General features: G+C 36.9%; 12 protein-coding genes. 4 read left to right on the plus strand and 8 right to left on the minus strand.

The window, feature by feature from the left end:
- Nucleotides 1-49 precede the first annotated feature (49 nt).
- The 4 genes from DBR39_RS13900 to DBR39_RS13915 form a co-directional block, all read right to left on the minus strand.
- Nucleotides 50-1,369, minus strand: a complete 1,320-nt coding sequence (locus DBR39_RS13900; RefSeq protein ID WP_124534048.1) for a RagB/SusD family nutrient uptake outer membrane protein — start codon at nucleotides 1,367-1,369, stop codon at nucleotides 50-52.
- 12 nt (nucleotides 1,370-1,381) lie between these two features.
- Nucleotides 1,382-4,714 carry a SusC/RagA family TonB-linked outer membrane protein gene (locus DBR39_RS13905; RefSeq protein WP_124534050.1) on the minus strand — a complete coding sequence of 1,111 codons (3,333 nt, stop codon included), beginning with the start codon at nucleotides 4,712-4,714 and terminating at the stop codon, nucleotides 1,382-1,384.
- A gap of 6 nt (nucleotides 4,715-4,720) precedes the next feature.
- The gene (locus tag DBR39_RS13910) at nucleotides 4,721-7,306 is read right to left on the minus strand and encodes a zinc-dependent metalloprotease (protein ID WP_124534052.1); all 2,586 of its coding nucleotides are present in this window, start codon (nucleotides 7,304-7,306) and stop codon (nucleotides 4,721-4,723) included.
- A 112-nt stretch (nucleotides 7,307-7,418) separates the two neighbouring features.
- On the minus strand, nucleotides 7,419-9,002 hold the full coding sequence (locus DBR39_RS13915; RefSeq protein WP_124534054.1) for a histidine kinase: 1,584 nt from the start codon (nucleotides 9,000-9,002) through the stop codon (nucleotides 7,419-7,421).
- A 396-nt stretch (nucleotides 9,003-9,398) separates the two neighbouring features.
- Here DBR39_RS13915 and DBR39_RS13920 point away from each other — a divergent pair, with 396 nt between their 5' ends.
- Both DBR39_RS13920 and DBR39_RS13925 read left to right on the plus strand, forming a co-directional pair.
- Complete coding sequence (locus tag DBR39_RS13920; protein ID WP_124534056.1) at nucleotides 9,399-10,577, plus strand: thioredoxin family protein; 1,179 nt, start codon at nucleotides 9,399-9,401, stop codon at nucleotides 10,575-10,577.
- 14 nt (nucleotides 10,578-10,591) lie between these two features.
- Entirely contained in the window at nucleotides 10,592-11,224 is a 633-nt protein-coding gene (locus DBR39_RS13925) for a DUF3575 domain-containing protein (RefSeq protein ID WP_124534058.1), read from the plus strand.
- 211 nt (nucleotides 11,225-11,435) lie between these two features.
- Here the strand turns inward: DBR39_RS13925 and DBR39_RS13935 are convergent, their stop codons facing one another.
- Nucleotides 11,436-12,632 carry an exo-beta-N-acetylmuramidase NamZ domain-containing protein gene (locus DBR39_RS13935; RefSeq protein ID WP_124534062.1) on the minus strand — a complete coding sequence of 399 codons (1,197 nt, stop codon included), beginning with the start codon at nucleotides 12,630-12,632 and terminating at the stop codon, nucleotides 11,436-11,438.
- Nucleotides 12,633-12,636: 4 nt separating this feature from the next.
- On the opposite strand from DBR39_RS13935, the gene DBR39_RS13940 reads away from it, so the two are divergent.
- Nucleotides 12,637-13,866: an ABC transporter permease gene (locus DBR39_RS13940; RefSeq protein ID WP_124534064.1), complete on the plus strand. Its 1,230-nt coding sequence runs from the start codon at nucleotides 12,637-12,639 to the stop codon at nucleotides 13,864-13,866.
- Nucleotides 13,867-13,999: 133 nt separating this feature from the next.
- Nucleotides 14,000-14,998, plus strand: a complete 999-nt coding sequence (locus DBR39_RS13945; protein ID WP_124534066.1) for a PLP-dependent cysteine synthase family protein — start codon at nucleotides 14,000-14,002, stop codon at nucleotides 14,996-14,998.
- A gap of 90 nt (nucleotides 14,999-15,088) precedes the next feature.
- On the opposite strand, the gene DBR39_RS13950 is transcribed toward DBR39_RS13945, so the two are convergent.
- From DBR39_RS13950 to DBR39_RS13960, 3 genes are read right to left on the minus strand one after another with little or no spacing between them, the layout of a single operon-like run.
- On the minus strand, nucleotides 15,089-15,616 hold the full coding sequence (locus DBR39_RS13950) for a hypothetical protein (RefSeq protein ID WP_124534068.1): 528 nt from the start codon (nucleotides 15,614-15,616) through the stop codon (nucleotides 15,089-15,091).
- Nucleotides 15,617-15,653: 37 nt separating this feature from the next.
- Nucleotides 15,654-15,956: a chaperone modulator CbpM gene (locus DBR39_RS13955; protein ID WP_103233294.1), complete on the minus strand. Its 303-nt coding sequence runs from the start codon at nucleotides 15,954-15,956 to the stop codon at nucleotides 15,654-15,656.
- A gap of 3 nt (nucleotides 15,957-15,959) precedes the next feature.
- Nucleotides 15,960-16,874: a DnaJ C-terminal domain-containing protein gene (locus DBR39_RS13960; protein ID WP_124534070.1), complete on the minus strand. Its 915-nt coding sequence runs from the start codon at nucleotides 16,872-16,874 to the stop codon at nucleotides 15,960-15,962.
- Nucleotides 16,875-16,954 lie beyond the last annotated feature (80 nt).

Genomic DNA, 16,954 nt, shown 5'->3' on the forward strand with positions numbered 1-16,954 from the left:
AACAATTAAGTTCAAGCGGTTTCCTCTGTATTGAATTTGATATGAAGTTCTATAGATTGGGGTTATTCTTCTTCGCACTCATCGGATATTCAATGGTATATCTCGGATCATTCTGCTGAAGAATATATTCTTTGCCACTTATTGTATGGCTTATTTTTTTCTGATTTGCTCTTCTTAAGTCAAACCATCTTTGTCCTTCCAAAGCAAACTCTCTGAATCTTTCATCCATGATAAAGTTCATGAATGCTGTAGAATCCATTGAAGACACTGTATTTTGTACTGAAATATACCCGTCCGGAGTATATCTGTTTTTCAATACTTTCAGAAGTGTTTCTTTAGCCTCAGTCAGTTTGTTCAACTTTAATAATGCTTCAGATTTTATAAAGTACTGTTCTGCTGTTCTGAAGGATACTTTGAATTCTAAGCTACCTCCTTTAATGACTTTATACTTACTTCCATTTTTTTCAAAATACATGCCAAACCTTTTATCTGCGGTAGTATTGTAGGAAGAAATCAATTCCGGAGAGGCAAAAGATAAGTTCTTAATAGAGTTATCCCAGGTATTGTCCAATGCCATGATAGATTCCGGGGAAGCATAATGATTAGGCGGGGTACTTGCTGTATTCAAATTGCTCAAATCTCCTTTTACCGCCAATACCCGATCTGCATAGTTTACAGCTTTGTTCCAGTCTCCTTCATATAGAGCTGTTCTTGCTTCAAAAGCCAGCAATGCTGTCTTTGAGAATCTGTAGCTTGTTCCTAATGCCTGCTTCTGCTCTACCATCAGATCTTCTGCTTTTTTAAGGTCTGAATGAACCTGATTGTATACTTCCTGCACAGAAGATGGCTTCAATACCTCCTCAAGATCAATTTCAAGATTGATCGGTACTCCTCTGTCTGTAGAAGCCGTAGCACTGTTGTATGGTTTCCCATATAAGTTCACCATATCAAAATACAGGTAAGCACGAAGAGCATACGCTTCTGCTAAAATCTGATTCCTTTCCGGAGAATCCTGCATTGTTTTACTTCCTTCATTGATAATCTGATTCAGGTAGAAGTTCACGTTATAAAAGCTTAACCAAGGAAGCTCCGCAGAGTTAGAGTCATAATTCGAATCCTTCCACATCGCAATTTCACGATAAGAAATAAAATCTACACCATTGTCATCAATATTTGTCTCATCGGTACGAAGGGCTACCAGCGATTTGTGAACGGGATATTTTGAATAGGCTGATGTAAGTACTTTTCGGTAATCTTCAGCGGTAACAGGAATAACCTTTCCTTCTGGCTGAATATCTAAAAACCTGTCACATCCGATACTGATAAAGCTGATTGCGGCAAGCGCTATGATTGTTGTAATTTTTCTCATTTTTCTCAAGTTTTAAAAAGAAACATTAAATCCTACAGTCACCGACTTGGTGATAGGCTGTGCATAAATATTACCATACGTTTCCGGATCAAAATATCCTTTATATCCATTACTGAATACAAACAGGTTACGCCCCTCAACACTTAGTCTCAAACTGCTGATCCCCATAGGATTTGTAAACTCTTTAGGAAGTGTATACCCCAAACGGATGCTGCTGATTCTGATATAACTGATCTCTTTTGCCCATACATCAAGCAGATTGTATGCGCTTGAGCGATTGCTGGCAAACCATTTATTCGCCATCCACCCGTCCGGGTTAGCATCCATATCAGGACTTGTAATTCCCGGAAGTGCCCCTCCTGCTTCATAGATATCTCTTGTGTAATTTCTTCCTCTATCCAGATCCATACCTCGGTAAGAAGGTGTTCTCATTACCGTCTGCTTCAGGTTGAATGTTGCAGAGATGGTAAGGTCAAAATCACTTACCTTAAATGTGTTGATAATACCTCCGGTAAACTTCGGATCTCTATCTCCGACATAGGTAAACAGGCTTCTAAGCTCAGCGTTTGAAAGTTTCGTATCTACAAGCTGTCCTGGAAGGAAATCTGCATACACATCATATAATTTAAAGAACTCTACTGCTGAAATCTTTTGGTCTCCTTTCCAGAATAATGGATTTCCGTGTTCATCCATTCCTGCCGTTTTCAAAGCAAAAACAGCATTCACAGGAAGACCTTCTCTTGAAGGAAGGAAAGAGTTGTCACGAGGCTGCTCGCTCAATACTCTACTCTTGTTATGTGCAAAGTTGATCGTAGTAGTCCACTTGAAATTATCATGATTGATGTTTCTGGTAGATATTGCCAATTCAAAACCTTTGTTGGTCAAGCTTCCCCAGTTCATCATCGTGTATTCAAACCCCGTTTCAAGAGGAGTTTCTCTCATACTGATCATATCTGTTCCTTTTCTGCTGTAAACATCAGCGGTAAGGCTAACACGGTTATTGAATAATCCTAAATCAAGACCAACGTTGGTGTTGGTCGTTTTTTCCCATCTTAATTTATCATTTGGCGGGCTGATCACATTGATGACTCCTTCTTTCATTCCTGGAAGAATCGTTGCATCATTGTATTCACCAATAAAGAATGGCGATGTATTTCTGTCGATATTCCCCTGAAGACCATAAGATGCTCTTAATCTAAGGTTAGATATTGCAGAAACATTTTTCATGAAGTCTTCCTTCGTCACCAGCCATGATCCTGAAACGGCCCATATTGGAAGGTATTTATATTTTTTATTCACCCCAAAAAGATTCGTTCCGTCATATCTCACACTTCCGAAGAATGTATATTTCTGATCGTAGGTGTAAGATGCCGTAGCAAACATAGAAGCATAAGCATTCTCTATAGGAGCTGCCTCACGGTATGTTTCATATCTTTTATCTGCCGCAAAACCTGAATTCGGGAAAACAATTGCCGTAGCTCTTCTGGTCTTTGGATCATACCCAAAAGCTCTTGTAATGGTCGTATTATCTTCTGTTTTACGGATTTCCGTTCCAGCCATCAAATCAATTTCATGTTTTGAGTTGATCTTTGTGCTATATGCCGCCTGTAATTTCCAGTTGTACTGGAAGAAATCGTTATCCCAGTTTTGTTTTACAGCACCAGCTGGTAGAAAGTAATTGTATTTACCGTCTTTGTAATAACGGGTATTTTCTCTCATTTTTCTGGTGAAGTAGGTATTCTCCGTAGCAAATTTCTCTGTTTTATTGGTATCATACTGAAGACCTAACTGAGAGGTAAATTTTAAACTTTTTGAAGCTTTATATTCTAAATCTAAAATCGCTTTCAAAGAGTTATTTTTCAGTGAATAGTTTGTATTTTCTCTTTCTTCAAGGAAATTGAAAGGAACATAACGATCCTCATAACCATCCATATCTTTATCATAGTTGTAGCTTCCGTCTGCATTGAAAGGTTTCAGATAAGGATTGGCATTTCTTGAGTAATTAACAGGGTTTATTGAAGCATCAGCATCCGTTACAAAAGATGTACGTTCGCTTTGCGTTCCGAAAATAGAGATTCCTGCATTTAACTTATCGCTTAATTTATAATTATTTTTTAAAGTCAGGTTGTAACGTTTAAAACCTGTACCGATAGTCGTTCCTTCTTCATCATAGTATCCCAGGGAGAAATAGTAATCTGCACGATCACTTCCTCCTGAAACACTTAATCCATATTGTTTGTTGATGGCATTTCTGTACAACAGTTTACCCCAGTCTGTATTGCTGTTTCTTAAGCCGTCGATTTGCTGGCGTGTGAATGAGTTCAACGCATCAAAACCTCCGTTTCTGAAAGCATCAAGCTGGCTGTTCTGAGTCAGAATTCTCATCACTTCTCCTTTATCTGCACGGTAAGTAAGGTCTGCACGCTTGGCAAGCATCAGTTCCAGGTCTACTTTTTCGGAAGCGTTCAGAAGATTCAGTTTGCCAAAATCAGGACGTGATGTAATGAAAGTATCTGCTGAGAAGTTCAGTTTCAGGCTTCCTTTTTTTCCTTTTTTGGTTGTAATGGAGATCACTCCGTTCGCTGCTCTTGCCCCATAAATTGCTGTTGCTGCTGCATCTTTAAGGATGGTAATATCTTCAATATCGTTTGGGTTAAGCCCTGCGATAGAGAAGTTTTGAAGCTGGTCAATATTATCTTTATCGGTAAAATTCGGAACATCATTTCCTTCTAACGGAAGACCGTCAATTACCCATAGCGGATCCTGAGGACCGGAAAGAGAAGCCGTACCTCTGATTCTGATCTTCGCGGGACTTCCCGGAGCTCCTGTTTCAGGAGTTACTGCCACACCGGCAATCTGCCCTGCCAGCATCTGGTCTACACTGGCAACACCAGCCTGGCTGATATTATCCATTTTCACGGTAGAAACTGCTGAGGTCTGCTTACGTTTTTCAATTTTCTGATATCCGGTGATGATAACTTCCTGGATCTTATTTTTATCGGTAACTTCAGAAGTCAGTCTTATTGTATAATTGGTCTGCCCCTCATTAAGTTGAATTACTCGGGACTCATAGCCCGGGTAGCTTACCAATACAGATTTTGTATCTTCAGGGATTTCCAGTATAAATTTTCCGTCCTTATCGGTTACTGTACCTACTGATACACTTTCGATAATTCCTTCCAATTCTGTTTTTGTAGAGACAGATTGAGTCTCTATTTTTATAGAGGCACCGGTAATGATATGAGAAGTGTTTCCGTCTTCTATTTTTCCGGTGATCGTTTTCTTTTGCTGGGCCATTACAATATTAGCAGCCAAAAGAGGTAAAAGTATTAGAGTTTTTTTCATAGCTGTTTATTTGTTTAAAGCCTCTTGAATACGAATAATTAAATCTGTGTAATGCGCTCTGGAAGCATCATCACCTCTGTACCTTGTTCTGTTCAGTAAGTCCAGAACTTTCTGAAGTTCCGCTCTCTTGTAAGTAGTGACTTCAGATACTCTTTTCATGGATGAATAATTGATATTCCTAAGACCATGGTCATTTTCATGGAAGTTGCAGATGGTTGGGATATTCAGTGTATCATCTACTTTCAATCCTTTCACAGCCGTTTTTTCAAATAATTTGTTTACCGAAACGATCAGAGCATCTACATAATTTTTCTGAGTCATCTTCTCAAGCATCGTTAAACTTCCTTTTTTATTGAAAATAGCTGTTCTTACCTGATCAAATAGGTTTTCAACCGTGTAGATCTCTTCTTTAGAACCAGAAACCTGATGTTTCAATTCATTTTCAAGCAATCTCAACAATCGGTCATCCATCAACAGAGAGTAGATATTCGCATACTGCGTTCCTCTTGCAAGGGTATACGGTGTCTGCTCGAATGGTCCCATTGGTGAATCTTTAACCGGGTACGTTTTTTCTGTAATCGGGTTGAAGAATAACCATTCCGGAAGGTTGATGGCATTTTTAATAAGATAATCAACGGCTCTTCTCTGTATTTCTGCAGGAACTGCTTCGTAAGCTTTCTTCTTGTTGCCAAAAACAGTATTGTTCAGATAGATCCCTCCAACATTAGCCATCACATGACCTGTATACAAATCCCACTGTCCTATAACTCCCAGATACAATTTTCCGGCATCCGTATATTCTTTACCATCTTCATACGTCCATTTTAAAAGATTATTGATGATAACTTTCAGGTTTTTTATTCCGTACTCACTGGCTTTCATCGCATCATCTCCTAAATCTTCAGACTGCGAACGCGGATCAATCGTTTCCAGGTAGCTCTGCTGCTCACCATAGAAATACATCGGATCATTCTCGTGTTTTTCAATTAAGCTTTTCAGCGCTTTTTTCTCAGCAAACTCATCCGGATACCAACGATATCCCCAGTCTATAGCATATTTATCATAAACACCAATTTTCGGAGTAATTGCTGTCACACCATCTTCCGGCTGTGCCACATAATTGTAACGTGCGTAATCCATAATGGAAGGTGCCGTACCACCCATTTTGTCTGTAAATTCTTTGGAACGAAGCGATTCTACAGGGAATGCAAAGGAAGCTCCCATATTGTGCTTCAATCCAAAAGTGTGACCTACCTCATGAGAGGAAACAAAACGGATCGCTTCACCCATATGTTCATCACTGAATTTATTTCCTCTTGCTTTCGGGTCTATGGGTCCCGTCTGAATTCTCATCCAGTCATGAAGAGAAGTCATTACATTATGCCACCAGATGATATCTGCTTCGATAATTTCACCACTTCTCGGATCTACTACAGAGGGTCCCATTGCATTTGACTTTGGCGATGCGGCGTAAGTAATCACAGAATATCTTACATCATCAATATCAAAATCTTCATCTTTTTCATCCGGCATTTTCGCAATCACTGCATTTTTGAATCCTGCCTGCTCAAACGCCGCCTGCCAGTCATGTACTCCGGCAATGATTTTTTCACGCCATTGTTTTGGGGTTGCCGGGTCTATATAATAAATAATAGGTTTCTTAGGCTCTACTAATTCTCCTCTCAGATATTTTTCTTTATCTTCATCCTTGGGTTCAAGGTTCCATTTGGTAATGAAGAACTTTTCATCCATTTTCTGCTGATTGTCATTAAACGACCAGTGCTTTTCGGAGAAAAATCCTACTCTTGAATCGGCTACTCTTGGTTTCATCGGTATTTTAGAAAGCAGAACCAGATTGGTAGTAACTCCTAATGTTACCGGCAGATCTACCCCACCTTCATTTACAGAAGTAGACAATTGAGACTTCACGACAAGATTCTTGGGGAAAGTCTTCACTCCTTCTATATAAGAAAGGCTTGATTTCACAGATCCTCCCAACCCTACATTCGCCAAAACATCATTAAAGCTTTTCTGATTTCCATCAAAAACTTTGTTGACTTTAATGGCTACTGCTGTAGAATCACTGTTTTGTGCTTCAATATCAAAGACCTCAATGACAGATTCTGAAAAGTTGTCTTTCACAGATTTTGTAATGGCATCATTTTTTGGGGATGATACTTTAGGAACCACCGTTTTTACCCATACCTTTTTAGCTACAGGGTCACGGTGAAAAGAGATGACCTTATTTTCATAATTCATTCCTTTGTTCAATCCTGCCTCATTGACCTGCATTGGCACCTGAGAAAGTTTGTTCACCACCAAAAACTGACGTCCCATCAAGCTGTCAGGAATTTCAAAATAAATATCCGTTTTTACCTGGATCGTATTAAAAAGTCCCTTTTTATAGGTTCCTTTTTTGATCAGGTCTTCAATTTTTTTTGTTTTCTTTGATGAGGAAGTTTCTGTTTTATCAATTTTGTCTTTGTTGACTTTCACAGTATCTTTTTTCTGTGCTATTGCCATTGGTGAGGCCACAGCAAGACCTAAATACAGTGCCAGTCTGTAATTCTTCATTAAAATAGTCCGATTCATTCCAAATAGTAAATATCTTAGTTTCAGCTAGCAAAGCTATAGGTATAGTGAATTATATAAATAATGTTAGGGAGTGAACGGTGATTATTCGGGAGTGAATGGATTTTTATTTTCACTTCATTAACGGTAAAAAACATATGAAATATTCACCATCTACAGAAATATGAAGAAGATTATTCTTAAAATACTCATAAACCTGATTCAAATAATCAATTCCGAATTTCTCTCCCTGCACCGGTTCAGTTTTTAGCTGCCAGGTGTTCTTTACTGTGATCCCATCTGTATCAACAATAATACTAATTTCCAGAGGCTGATCTATCGTGGCAATATTATGCTTGATAGCATTCTCAGTAACAATCTGCAGGGACAAATACGGAATCCGCTTTTCCAGACTTTCAGGATCATTAATAATCATTTCAAACCTTATCTCTTCATCAAACCTGCTTTTCAGAAGTTCCATATACTGCTGTATAAATTTAATTTCCTGCGAAACCGGAACAATATTCTCTTTTGGAGGCACAATAAGATACCTGTAGATCTTGGAGAGATTCATGGTAAATTTCTGTGCATTCTCTTTATTGATCCCGATCAGCATATAAAGGGAATTCAGAGAATTGAAAAGAAAGTGCGGATTGATGTTATTTTTAAGCTGCTGAAGCTGATTGATCACCTCGGCTTTGTGCATCTTTTCGTTCTCTACCAACAATAAATTCTTTTCAGACTGTATTTTTTCTTTTTCCTGATACGCCAGATTGGTTGCCCGCTGGAATAAAATGAAGACTGTAACAATAAGGAATAAGGCTGCCAGAAAAATATAAACGGTGTAGGTTTTTATCTTGCTGATATTTTCATCAATAATGAAATTAACATGATTCACTACTGTGTATCCGTCAAAATTATCAGTCTTCAATGGTTTTATGAAACGGGTTACTTCCACACCCAAATACTCTGAAACAGCTGCTCCTTTAGTATATCCCGCTTCAGTTTTGCTGGTAAGAGTATCATTAGGTTTAATATCTGTAAAATCAAAAATATTCTTCCCGATATACTTTTTTTCAGGATGGGTAATGCAGATTCCTTCTTTGGTAAAGACATAGGCGTAAGTATTGGAACTCTTATCTACATTGATAAAATATTGATGGAGATCATCCAGGCTTACGGTAGAGCCATAATACAGTTTGTTTTTATCAGGCAGCATCAAAGAATCATAGCTTATCCAGTACATACTGTCTTTTTTAGTAATCAAAAGATCTTTGAAATGCCCCGGACCATTATTTTTTATTATAATGGATTTTCCTTTTTCATCTTTATTTTTGAAAATATCTGATAATGGATTATTGCTCTCAGATTTCCCTGAACTCCTGTTTTCATAATAATACCAACTGTAAGGCAGCAGATTTCTTTTTTTGTTTAAATCATTTAAAACTAAAGAATAGTCCTTATAGTTCTTCAGACCGTCTTTCTGGATCAATGCACGAAGCAGATATTGATAGTCCTCAATATTCCTGAACTCATGTTCTATCGATTCATATTTTCGGAAGAATGTTTTCTTCGCAAAATCATCCGTATTTTTACGACTGTCTTCTGTAATTAAAAGACTTAAAACGGCAAATGCTGCCACTGCAATCAAGCAGGCAGACAAAGCGGTGATGTAAATGGATTTTTGGGATAAGGCGTGTTTAAAATTAATAATCAATTTTCTCTGAATTGTGGGTTCCTCTACATATAAATTATTCGTTTGCAAAGATATAACAAAGATTTCAGGACCATAAAGTGAATTAAATTTAGATGTTGTCTTTTTTTAAAACAAGCAATAGCACGCAATAATTGAGAGTCTTTTTTAATGGAAACAGCAGCCTTTTTTTATTATTTGGTATATTTTTCTTCTTTTTCAGGAAAGGAATACAATAGAAGTTTCATGTCTTTTTTTTAAGAATATAAAGCCATGATCAGTACCTTCATTTCCTAGCTGAAAAATCACAGTAATCAGCCGACTAAGTCTTAAAGTTAGTTAATATCATCATTCTAACAACAGATTCAGCGCTCTATATTTTGAAAATTAATTATCTTCGCCTACAAATCTTATTTGAAAATGAAGAAGATCATCTCCGGGATATCTATTTTTTGTACCATCGCTGTCTCAGCTCAGGAAACGATCAAGTTTCAGGAACTCCCCTATAAAGATATTATTGCTAAAGCCAAAAAAGAAAAAAAATTGGTTTTTATCGATGCATATGCTTCCTGGTGTGGCCCCTGCAAAATGATGGAGAAAAATGTTTTCACACAGAAATCGGTGAGTGATTATTACAACACCAACTTCATTAATGCAAGATTTGATATGGAAAAAGGAGAAGGTAGAGACATCGCTTCTCAATTTGGAGTACGATCTTATCCTACTTATCTTTTCCTAAATGGGGAAGGTGAGCTTGTTTCCAGGAATACCGGTTATATGGAAGAAAGTATGTTTGTAGCCATGGCACAGGATATCAATTCACCCGGAAACAAAAAAGGTTCTCTGAAAGATCGTTTTGCCAGCGGTGAAAAGGATCCGGAATTTCTGATCAACATTATGAAGCTGAACGCCAATACAGACTATGATTTTGCTAAAAAAGCTTCTGAAAGATATTTCCAGAACAAAAAGAAAACAGAGGAACTGACAAAAGACGAAATTGGCTTTCTTCTCTATTTTGTAAAATCATCCGAAGACACTAATTACAATATTTTTGCTTCCAGAAAAGCAGAGATCATTAAATTTCTTCCTGAAGAAACTTACAAAGAATTTGATGCACAGTTAAAACTAGGAAAAATAGTAGAACAATCTATTGATGATAAGAACAAAAAAATCAATGATGATTATTTCCTGAAAACTGCTGAACCATTGGTAGGAAAAGAAGCCGCTATAAAAAAACTGAATCAGACTAAGCTTAGTTATTATGAGCAAAATACTAACTTCCCTGAGTATGAAAAAGCTGCTTTAGATTACTATAAAAACTCTGATGCTTTTGACCCTAATGAGCTTTTGAGAGCTGCCTGGATATTTGCAGATCATGTGAAAACACCAGCTTCATTAAAGAAAGCAAGTGAATGGGCAGAAAAATCTGTGATGAGAGGAGAAACTTCTGAAAACACTTATATTCTTGCTAAGCTTTATTACCTTACCGGAAATAAGGAAACAGCAAAAAACTATGCTGAAATGTCTAAAAATATGGCAGCAACCCAGGGTAACAAAGATTCTCAATTGGCAGATGAATTATTAAAGCAAATAAAATAAACATTACATACCGGATGAAATATAAATTAGCAGCAGCAGGCATTTTAGCTTTCCTGTCAGCAAGTACATTGAATGCTCAGGAACAGGAACAAGGAGGACAGGATAAAAGTTTATACATAAAAGGAAATGCGGTATTTGCTCCGTTAGGAATTTTAAATGTGGGAGTAGAAAAACAAATCGCTCCAAGATATACACTTCAGGGAGATGTTTTCATTTCACCCTGGAAATCTTTCTCAGGACACAAACTACAGTTTTATTCTATATCTGCAGAAGGAAGATACTATTTCAATGAAGCTTTCAAACATTGGTATGTAGGAGCCAACGTTGCTTTTGCTGCATATAATGCTTCAAAATGGAATTATTGGAATGATGATACTGTTGAAAACTGGAATGGAGAAATCCTTACGAACTCCAATCTGTACCAAAAAGGATACTCCGTCATGCTGGGAGTTACAGTAGGATATCAATTTCAGTTAGCTGAACGATGGAATCTTGATATTTATGCAACAGCAGGAACGTCACAAGGATTTTATAAAGGATATGACAAGTCTACGGGAAGACGCTATGATTCTGCTGAGAAATTTAATAAAAGTGGTGAAATTATTCCGTACAGAGGTGGTGTAATGATTTCCTATAAATTAAAATAAGACAATGAAGCTATTGGGAAAAAATCATATTATCATTTTAGTGATCACTTTTGTGATCCTTTTTTTAATGAATTATATCGGGAACGATCTGCCTGATAAATTGCAAAGGGCTTTATTGACTGCCTTTGCAGGAGTCGTTGGATTAACGGTGGGGCTTTTTATATTAAATAAGGGTAAAAATGATAAAAATCCGCCCCAAAATTTTGATTAATTAATTTTCATACACCACATATTGGGTTCTGATCTTTTCGAAATTTTCCAACTCTTTTTTCCATGAATTTTTAATTTCCGGAATTGATTTTCCAGCGATGATCTGCTTTCTAAATTCATCAGTTCCGGATAAGGTATCAAACCACAGGTTTTTCAGAAAGAAATCCTGCTGAGGGTTTTTATAACTCTGATAGGCTTTGATCACCCATTCAAGATTGAGCTCTCTTAAATCTTTATGATAATTGGAGAGATTTTCACCATAACATAATTTCCCGTTAAGGAAAGGATCTTTAGCTCCATAGCTTGGCTTTGGAGTAAACTGATAAGGCAGGTTTTCCGTCCATGGGGAACCATAAATCTGAAAAGGGAGATCTGTTCCTCTTCCTACTGAAACCTGAGTTCCTTCAAAAAAGCACAGACTCGGATATAAATTGATTGCTTTGTCATTCGGTAAATTAGGAGAAGGCTTATCAAGTATCGGATAACGCTGCTTCTTATGATAATTCTTCATTGGAACAAGCGTATACTTAGCTTGAGCTCCATTTTTCAGCCACTTTTCACCATTGACCATCTTTCCATACTCTCCTATCGTAAGCCCATATACTACAGGAACCTCATGCAGTCCTACAAAACTGGCCCATTTTTTTCTCAATACCGGCCCATCAGTGTATCCGTCATGCGGATTGGGACGATCTAATACCATTATCTCAACGTTATTTTCAGCACCCGCTTCCATCAGGTAAGACAAAGTGGAAATATAGGTATAGAATCTCACTCCCACATCCTGGATATCGAAAACAACAATATCAATCCCGGAAAGCTGTTCCGGCTTTGGCTTTTTATTATTGCCATACAGAGAAACAATGGGAATCCCGGTTTTCACATCTACTCCGTTTTTCACTTTTGCACCTGCATCAGCATCTCCTCTGAAGCCATGTTCAGGAGCAAAAATAGATTTGATCTTAATTCCGTTTTTTACCAGAAAATCTACCAAATAAGTCCTGTCACTCATCAAACCCGTCTGATTGGTAACGATCCCTATAGTCTTACCTTTTAATAGCGGTAAATAAATTTCAGGTTGGTCTGCTCCGGTTTTGAAATCAGATTGAACTTGAGTCTGAGAATAATATTGATTGAATACTCCTAAAAAAATTAGGCAAATCAGAAGTAAATTTTTAATTTTGAAATCTAAATTCATAAGCTTGAAATTTCCTTTATATTTCTCTAGAAAAATAGCATTTTCCAAAGATAACAAAAATAACCTTTCAAGGGTTATCATCTTCATTGGCAGGCTTTCCGTAGCATTGGGGATTATTGTTTCTTTAATTACCGTTGCCACTGGTTTTGGTTCCAAGAAAGCTATCAAAGAGAGGCTGGCAGATTTTAGCGGACATATTACAGTAAGATCTACCCGATCCAATTCATCCTACAACACCTCAGTACTTGATAACCAGGGGCTGAATATTGCAAAAATCAAAGAGCTTCCTGATGTAGAAAGTACCCAGAAATATGTAATGGTTACCGGAATTATGCGTAATAAGCACAATTTTGCAGGAATTATATTTAAGGGAATCGGAAAGGATTTTGACAGTTTAAGGTTTAAAAAATTCCTGATTGCCGGTACGACTCCGAAAGTGACTGAGAAAGGCTTCAACAATGATGTTGCTGTTTCGCAAAAAATAGCTAATGACCTTCATCTTAAAGTAAATGACAGCATTGTTACTGTATTTTTAAAGGCCGATCAAAAACCACTTTACCGTAAATTCAGAATCATCGGTATCTATAGAACTGATATTAAACTAATTGACGAGCAGTTTGTTATTGGCGGGATAAACCATGCAAGAAAAATTCAGGATATGAAACCTGATGAGATTGGCGGAATAGATGTTTTCTTCAAGAATGTAAATGACATTGATAAAGATTTTCCTGAAATTGAAAAACTGATTGGCTATAAAAACTACGCTGAAAAAGCCACTGAAAAGTTTCCGCAAATTACTGACTGGATCAGTATTTTTGATACCAATATCGCTTTGATTATCATTATTATGCTGATTGTAGTAGTTATCAACATTATTATGGTTCTTCTGATTCTTATTATTGAAAGAACCAATTCTATTGGTCTTCTTAAAACTTTAGGAGCAAGTAATTCACAGATAAGAGCAACCTTTATCAATTATACCCTGATCATTATGATTCCGGGACTTTTATACGGAAATGCTATTGGATTAGGACTTATTTTAATCCAGAAATTCTTTGGCGTAATAAAGCTTAACCCGGAAAACTATTACGTAAGTACTGTTCCGGTAGACCTTAATCCTGTCGCCATTATTTCTATCTCAGTGGGAATTCTTATTATTTCAGGCTTGGCTTTAATTATTCCTAGCTATCTGATCAGTAAAATTTCTCCTGTGAAGGCTATTAAGTATAACTAATTTGATCATTAAAAATTGATAGGTTATGAGTTGTTTTTCAATTCATTTCAGTTTTATTCACAACTTATCCACACGTTATCCACAGCGCAGATAATTTTAAAAGCCTTATCTTTGCGCCGCATATAAACCATTTATGAAATACGCAAAAAATATCCTTGAAACGATAGGTAACACACCGCTGGTAAAGCTTAACAAAGTATTAGGTGAAGACTTCCCGGCATTAGTATTGGCAAAAGTAGAGACTTTCAATCCTGGAAATTCAGTAAAGGACAGAATGGCTCTTAGAATGATAGAAGATGCCGAAAAAGACGGCAGACTAAAACCTGGAGGAACCATTATCGAAGGGACTTCCGGAAATACAGGAATGGGACTGGCATTGGCTTCGATCATCAAAGGCTACAAATGTATTTTTGTAACCAATTCTAAGCAATCAAAAGAAAAATGCGACATCCTTCGTGCTGTAGGTGCTGAGGTAATCGTTTGTCCTACAGATGTAAAACCTACTGACCCGCGTTCTTATTATTCAGTTTCCAAAAGACTGGCTAAAGAAACAGAAAACGGATGGTATGTCAACCAATATGATAACTTATCCAACAGAGCTGCTCATTATGAATCTACAGCACCTGAGATCTGGGAACAGACTGAAGGAAAACTGACTCACTTTGTTGCAGGAGCAGGAACAGGAGGCACTATTACAGGATGTGGAACATTCTTCAAAGAAAAAAATGCTGATATCAAAGTAATTGGAGTTGATACTTACGGTTCTATTTTGAAAGAATTCCACGAAACTGGAGAATTACATTACGACCACGCTTATACTTATATTACAGAAGGTATTGGAGAAGATATCATTCCTGAGAATTATGATATGTCTGTGATTGATCACTTTGAAAAAGTAACTGATAAAGACGGTGCTATCTATGCTAGAAAACTGGCTAAAGAAGAAGGTATCTTCTGTGGATATTCTGCCGGAAGTGCAATCGCTTCATTGATTCAAATGAAAGATCAGTTCACAAAAGATGATGTAATTGTTGTTCTACTTCACGACCATGGTTCAAGATATGTAGGAAAAATCTACAATGACGAATGGATGAAGGAAATGGGCTGGCTGGAAGAAAACAAAGAAGGCTAATAAAGAAAATAAATTGGCATACCTGTTAAAAGGTAAAAATGCTAATTTCCAGATAAAAAAAACGGAGTAAAATTATTTACTCCGTTTCTTTTATTTATTGATATGCTCTTTCAATACATTTTTGAGAAAGCTGTACTCTCTCTCAGTCATTGCTTTTCTTGGAAACATATAATTGTATTTTCCTTCAAGAGAAATAAATTCATTATTACTGTCAAAATATTCAAAATCTTTCCATTCGCTGGTTTCTTTTTCTCCATCAATATTTACAGTGAAAAAATTCTGATCAAATCTAATGTCGTATACTTTACACTTTTCCAATCCATTTAAATAATGATTCACCTGCTTCTTCCATCTTGACACTTTATTGACGCTTACGGATAGAAAAACAGCACAAAGTAAAAATATAAAACTCATAAAATATAAAACACCCACACTTTCTTTGCTCAGACTGTCTTTTAAAAGAAATACAATGAAAACAATCACTGCAGCTATAATGGTGGTAATTGTTTTACTTTTCGTTGTAGGTGAAAAAAGCAGACTGCCCTCATTCCCGCTAAAATAAATATCTTCAAAAATCTTTCTGTCCGATTTTAGTGTAATCACCTTTTCTTCATTCATAATTATAGAGTTTGCTTTAAAAAGCTACAAAACTAAACTAAATATCTTCATATTGATCACTTATTGCAGAAAGTTTGTTCATCAGTTCCCTGTTTCTGCGGTTCAGTGCATCCAGCTTTTTCAGCATATTATGAATCACTTCAAGACCTGGAAGATTGACTTCAAGATCATAATGCCAGTTGGCAAATTTTTCCAGATCAGGCAGGTCTTCATACATCAGATAATGAACATTCTCTTCAATCTGTATATTCAATAGCCCATAGTCTACAAGCTCATCAAAAAAAGTGATTTCTATGTTATAGATTCTTACGAGTTCTTCCCGTGATATTCTTTCACTCATGGCTTAGGAATTTTTTAGTTGTTCAAAAAGTTCTTTCTGCTTTTCAGTAAGATTGGTTGGCAGTTTCACTTCATACGTTACAAAAAGATCTCCATATTGTCCCTCTTTTTTATAAACAGGAAAGCCTTTCCCTTTGAGTCTTACGGTGGTTCCGCTTTGGGTTTCCGGTTTTACTTTAAGATTAACGCTTCCGTCCAGTGTATTTACATTCACTTCTCCGCCTAAAACAGCAGTAAAGAGATCAATCACTACTTTAGTTTTCAAGTCATCTCCAATTCTTTCAAAATCTGGATCTACAGGAATATTAAAGGTAATATATAAATCTCCGCTTGGCCCACCGTTTACTCCCGGATTGCCGTGTCCTTTTAATTTGATCTGCTGTCCGTCATATACCCCTGCCGGAATCGTAATTCTGACTTTCTTCCCATTGATATCAAAAGTCTGCGGATGAGTTTTTGCAGCATCTCTTAAGTTCAGATTAAGCTCAGCCTGTATATCCTTTCCTTTGAATTTTCCGGAAGCTCTTCCTCTTGAGTTCCTGCCAAAGCCGCCTTCTGCTCCACCGAACATGCTTTGGAAGAAATCTGAAAAATCTTCTCCTTCACCAAAGTCTGCTCCGGAGCTTCCTCTGCTGTTGCTTTGTTGTTGATATTGTCTTTGTTGCTGCTGTTGAGCCTTTTCATATTCTTCACCATGTTTCCAATGCTCACCGTACTTATCATACTTAGACCGGTTTTCAGAATTACTGAGCACTTCATTGGCTTCGTTCAGTTCTTTGAATTTCTTTTCTGCTTCCTTGTCATCAGGATTAAGATCGGGATGAAGTTTTCTGGCCAATTTCCGGTAGGCCTTTTTGATATCATCCTGTGTTGCGCTTTTATCTACGCCTAAAGTTTTATAGTAATCTATATAAGCCATAGAAATGAGGTTTACTCAAATTTATGAAATTTAGGTCTGAAAATTGTATAACAGAGTGTTAAAAATAAACTTATCTTTGA

This window comes from Chryseobacterium sp. KBW03 (genome assembly GCF_003852415.1).
Taxonomy (GTDB): domain Bacteria; phylum Bacteroidota; class Bacteroidia; order Flavobacteriales; family Weeksellaceae; genus Chryseobacterium; species Chryseobacterium viscerum.

Coding starts and splice junctions, on each gene's coding strand:
- DBR39_RS13900 (WP_124534048.1), bottom strand. CDS start 1,369: ATGAGAAAAATTACAACAATCATAGCGCTTGCCGCAATCAGCTTTATC.
- DBR39_RS13905 (WP_124534050.1), bottom strand. CDS start 4,714: ATGAAAAAAACTCTAATACTTTTACCTCTTTTGGCTGCTAATATTGTA.
- DBR39_RS13910 (WP_124534052.1), bottom strand. CDS start 7,306: ATGAATCGGACTATTTTAATGAAGAATTACAGACTGGCACTGTATTTA.
- DBR39_RS13920 (WP_124534056.1), top strand. CDS start 9,399: ATGAAGAAGATCATCTCCGGGATATCTATTTTTTGTACCATCGCTGTC.
- DBR39_RS13925 (WP_124534058.1), top strand. CDS start 10,592: ATGAAATATAAATTAGCAGCAGCAGGCATTTTAGCTTTCCTGTCAGCA.
- DBR39_RS13935 (WP_124534062.1), bottom strand. CDS start 12,632: ATGAATTTAGATTTCAAAATTAAAAATTTACTTCTGATTTGCCTAATT.
- DBR39_RS13945 (WP_124534066.1), top strand. CDS start 14,000: ATGAAATACGCAAAAAATATCCTTGAAACGATAGGTAACACACCGCTG.
- DBR39_RS13950 (WP_124534068.1), bottom strand. CDS start 15,616: ATGAATGAAGAAAAGGTGATTACACTAAAATCGGACAGAAAGATTTTT.
- DBR39_RS13955 (WP_103233294.1), bottom strand. CDS start 15,956: ATGAGTGAAAGAATATCACGGGAAGAACTCGTAAGAATCTATAACATA.
- DBR39_RS13960 (WP_124534070.1), bottom strand. CDS start 16,874: ATGGCTTATATAGATTACTATAAAACTTTAGGCGTAGATAAAAGCGCA.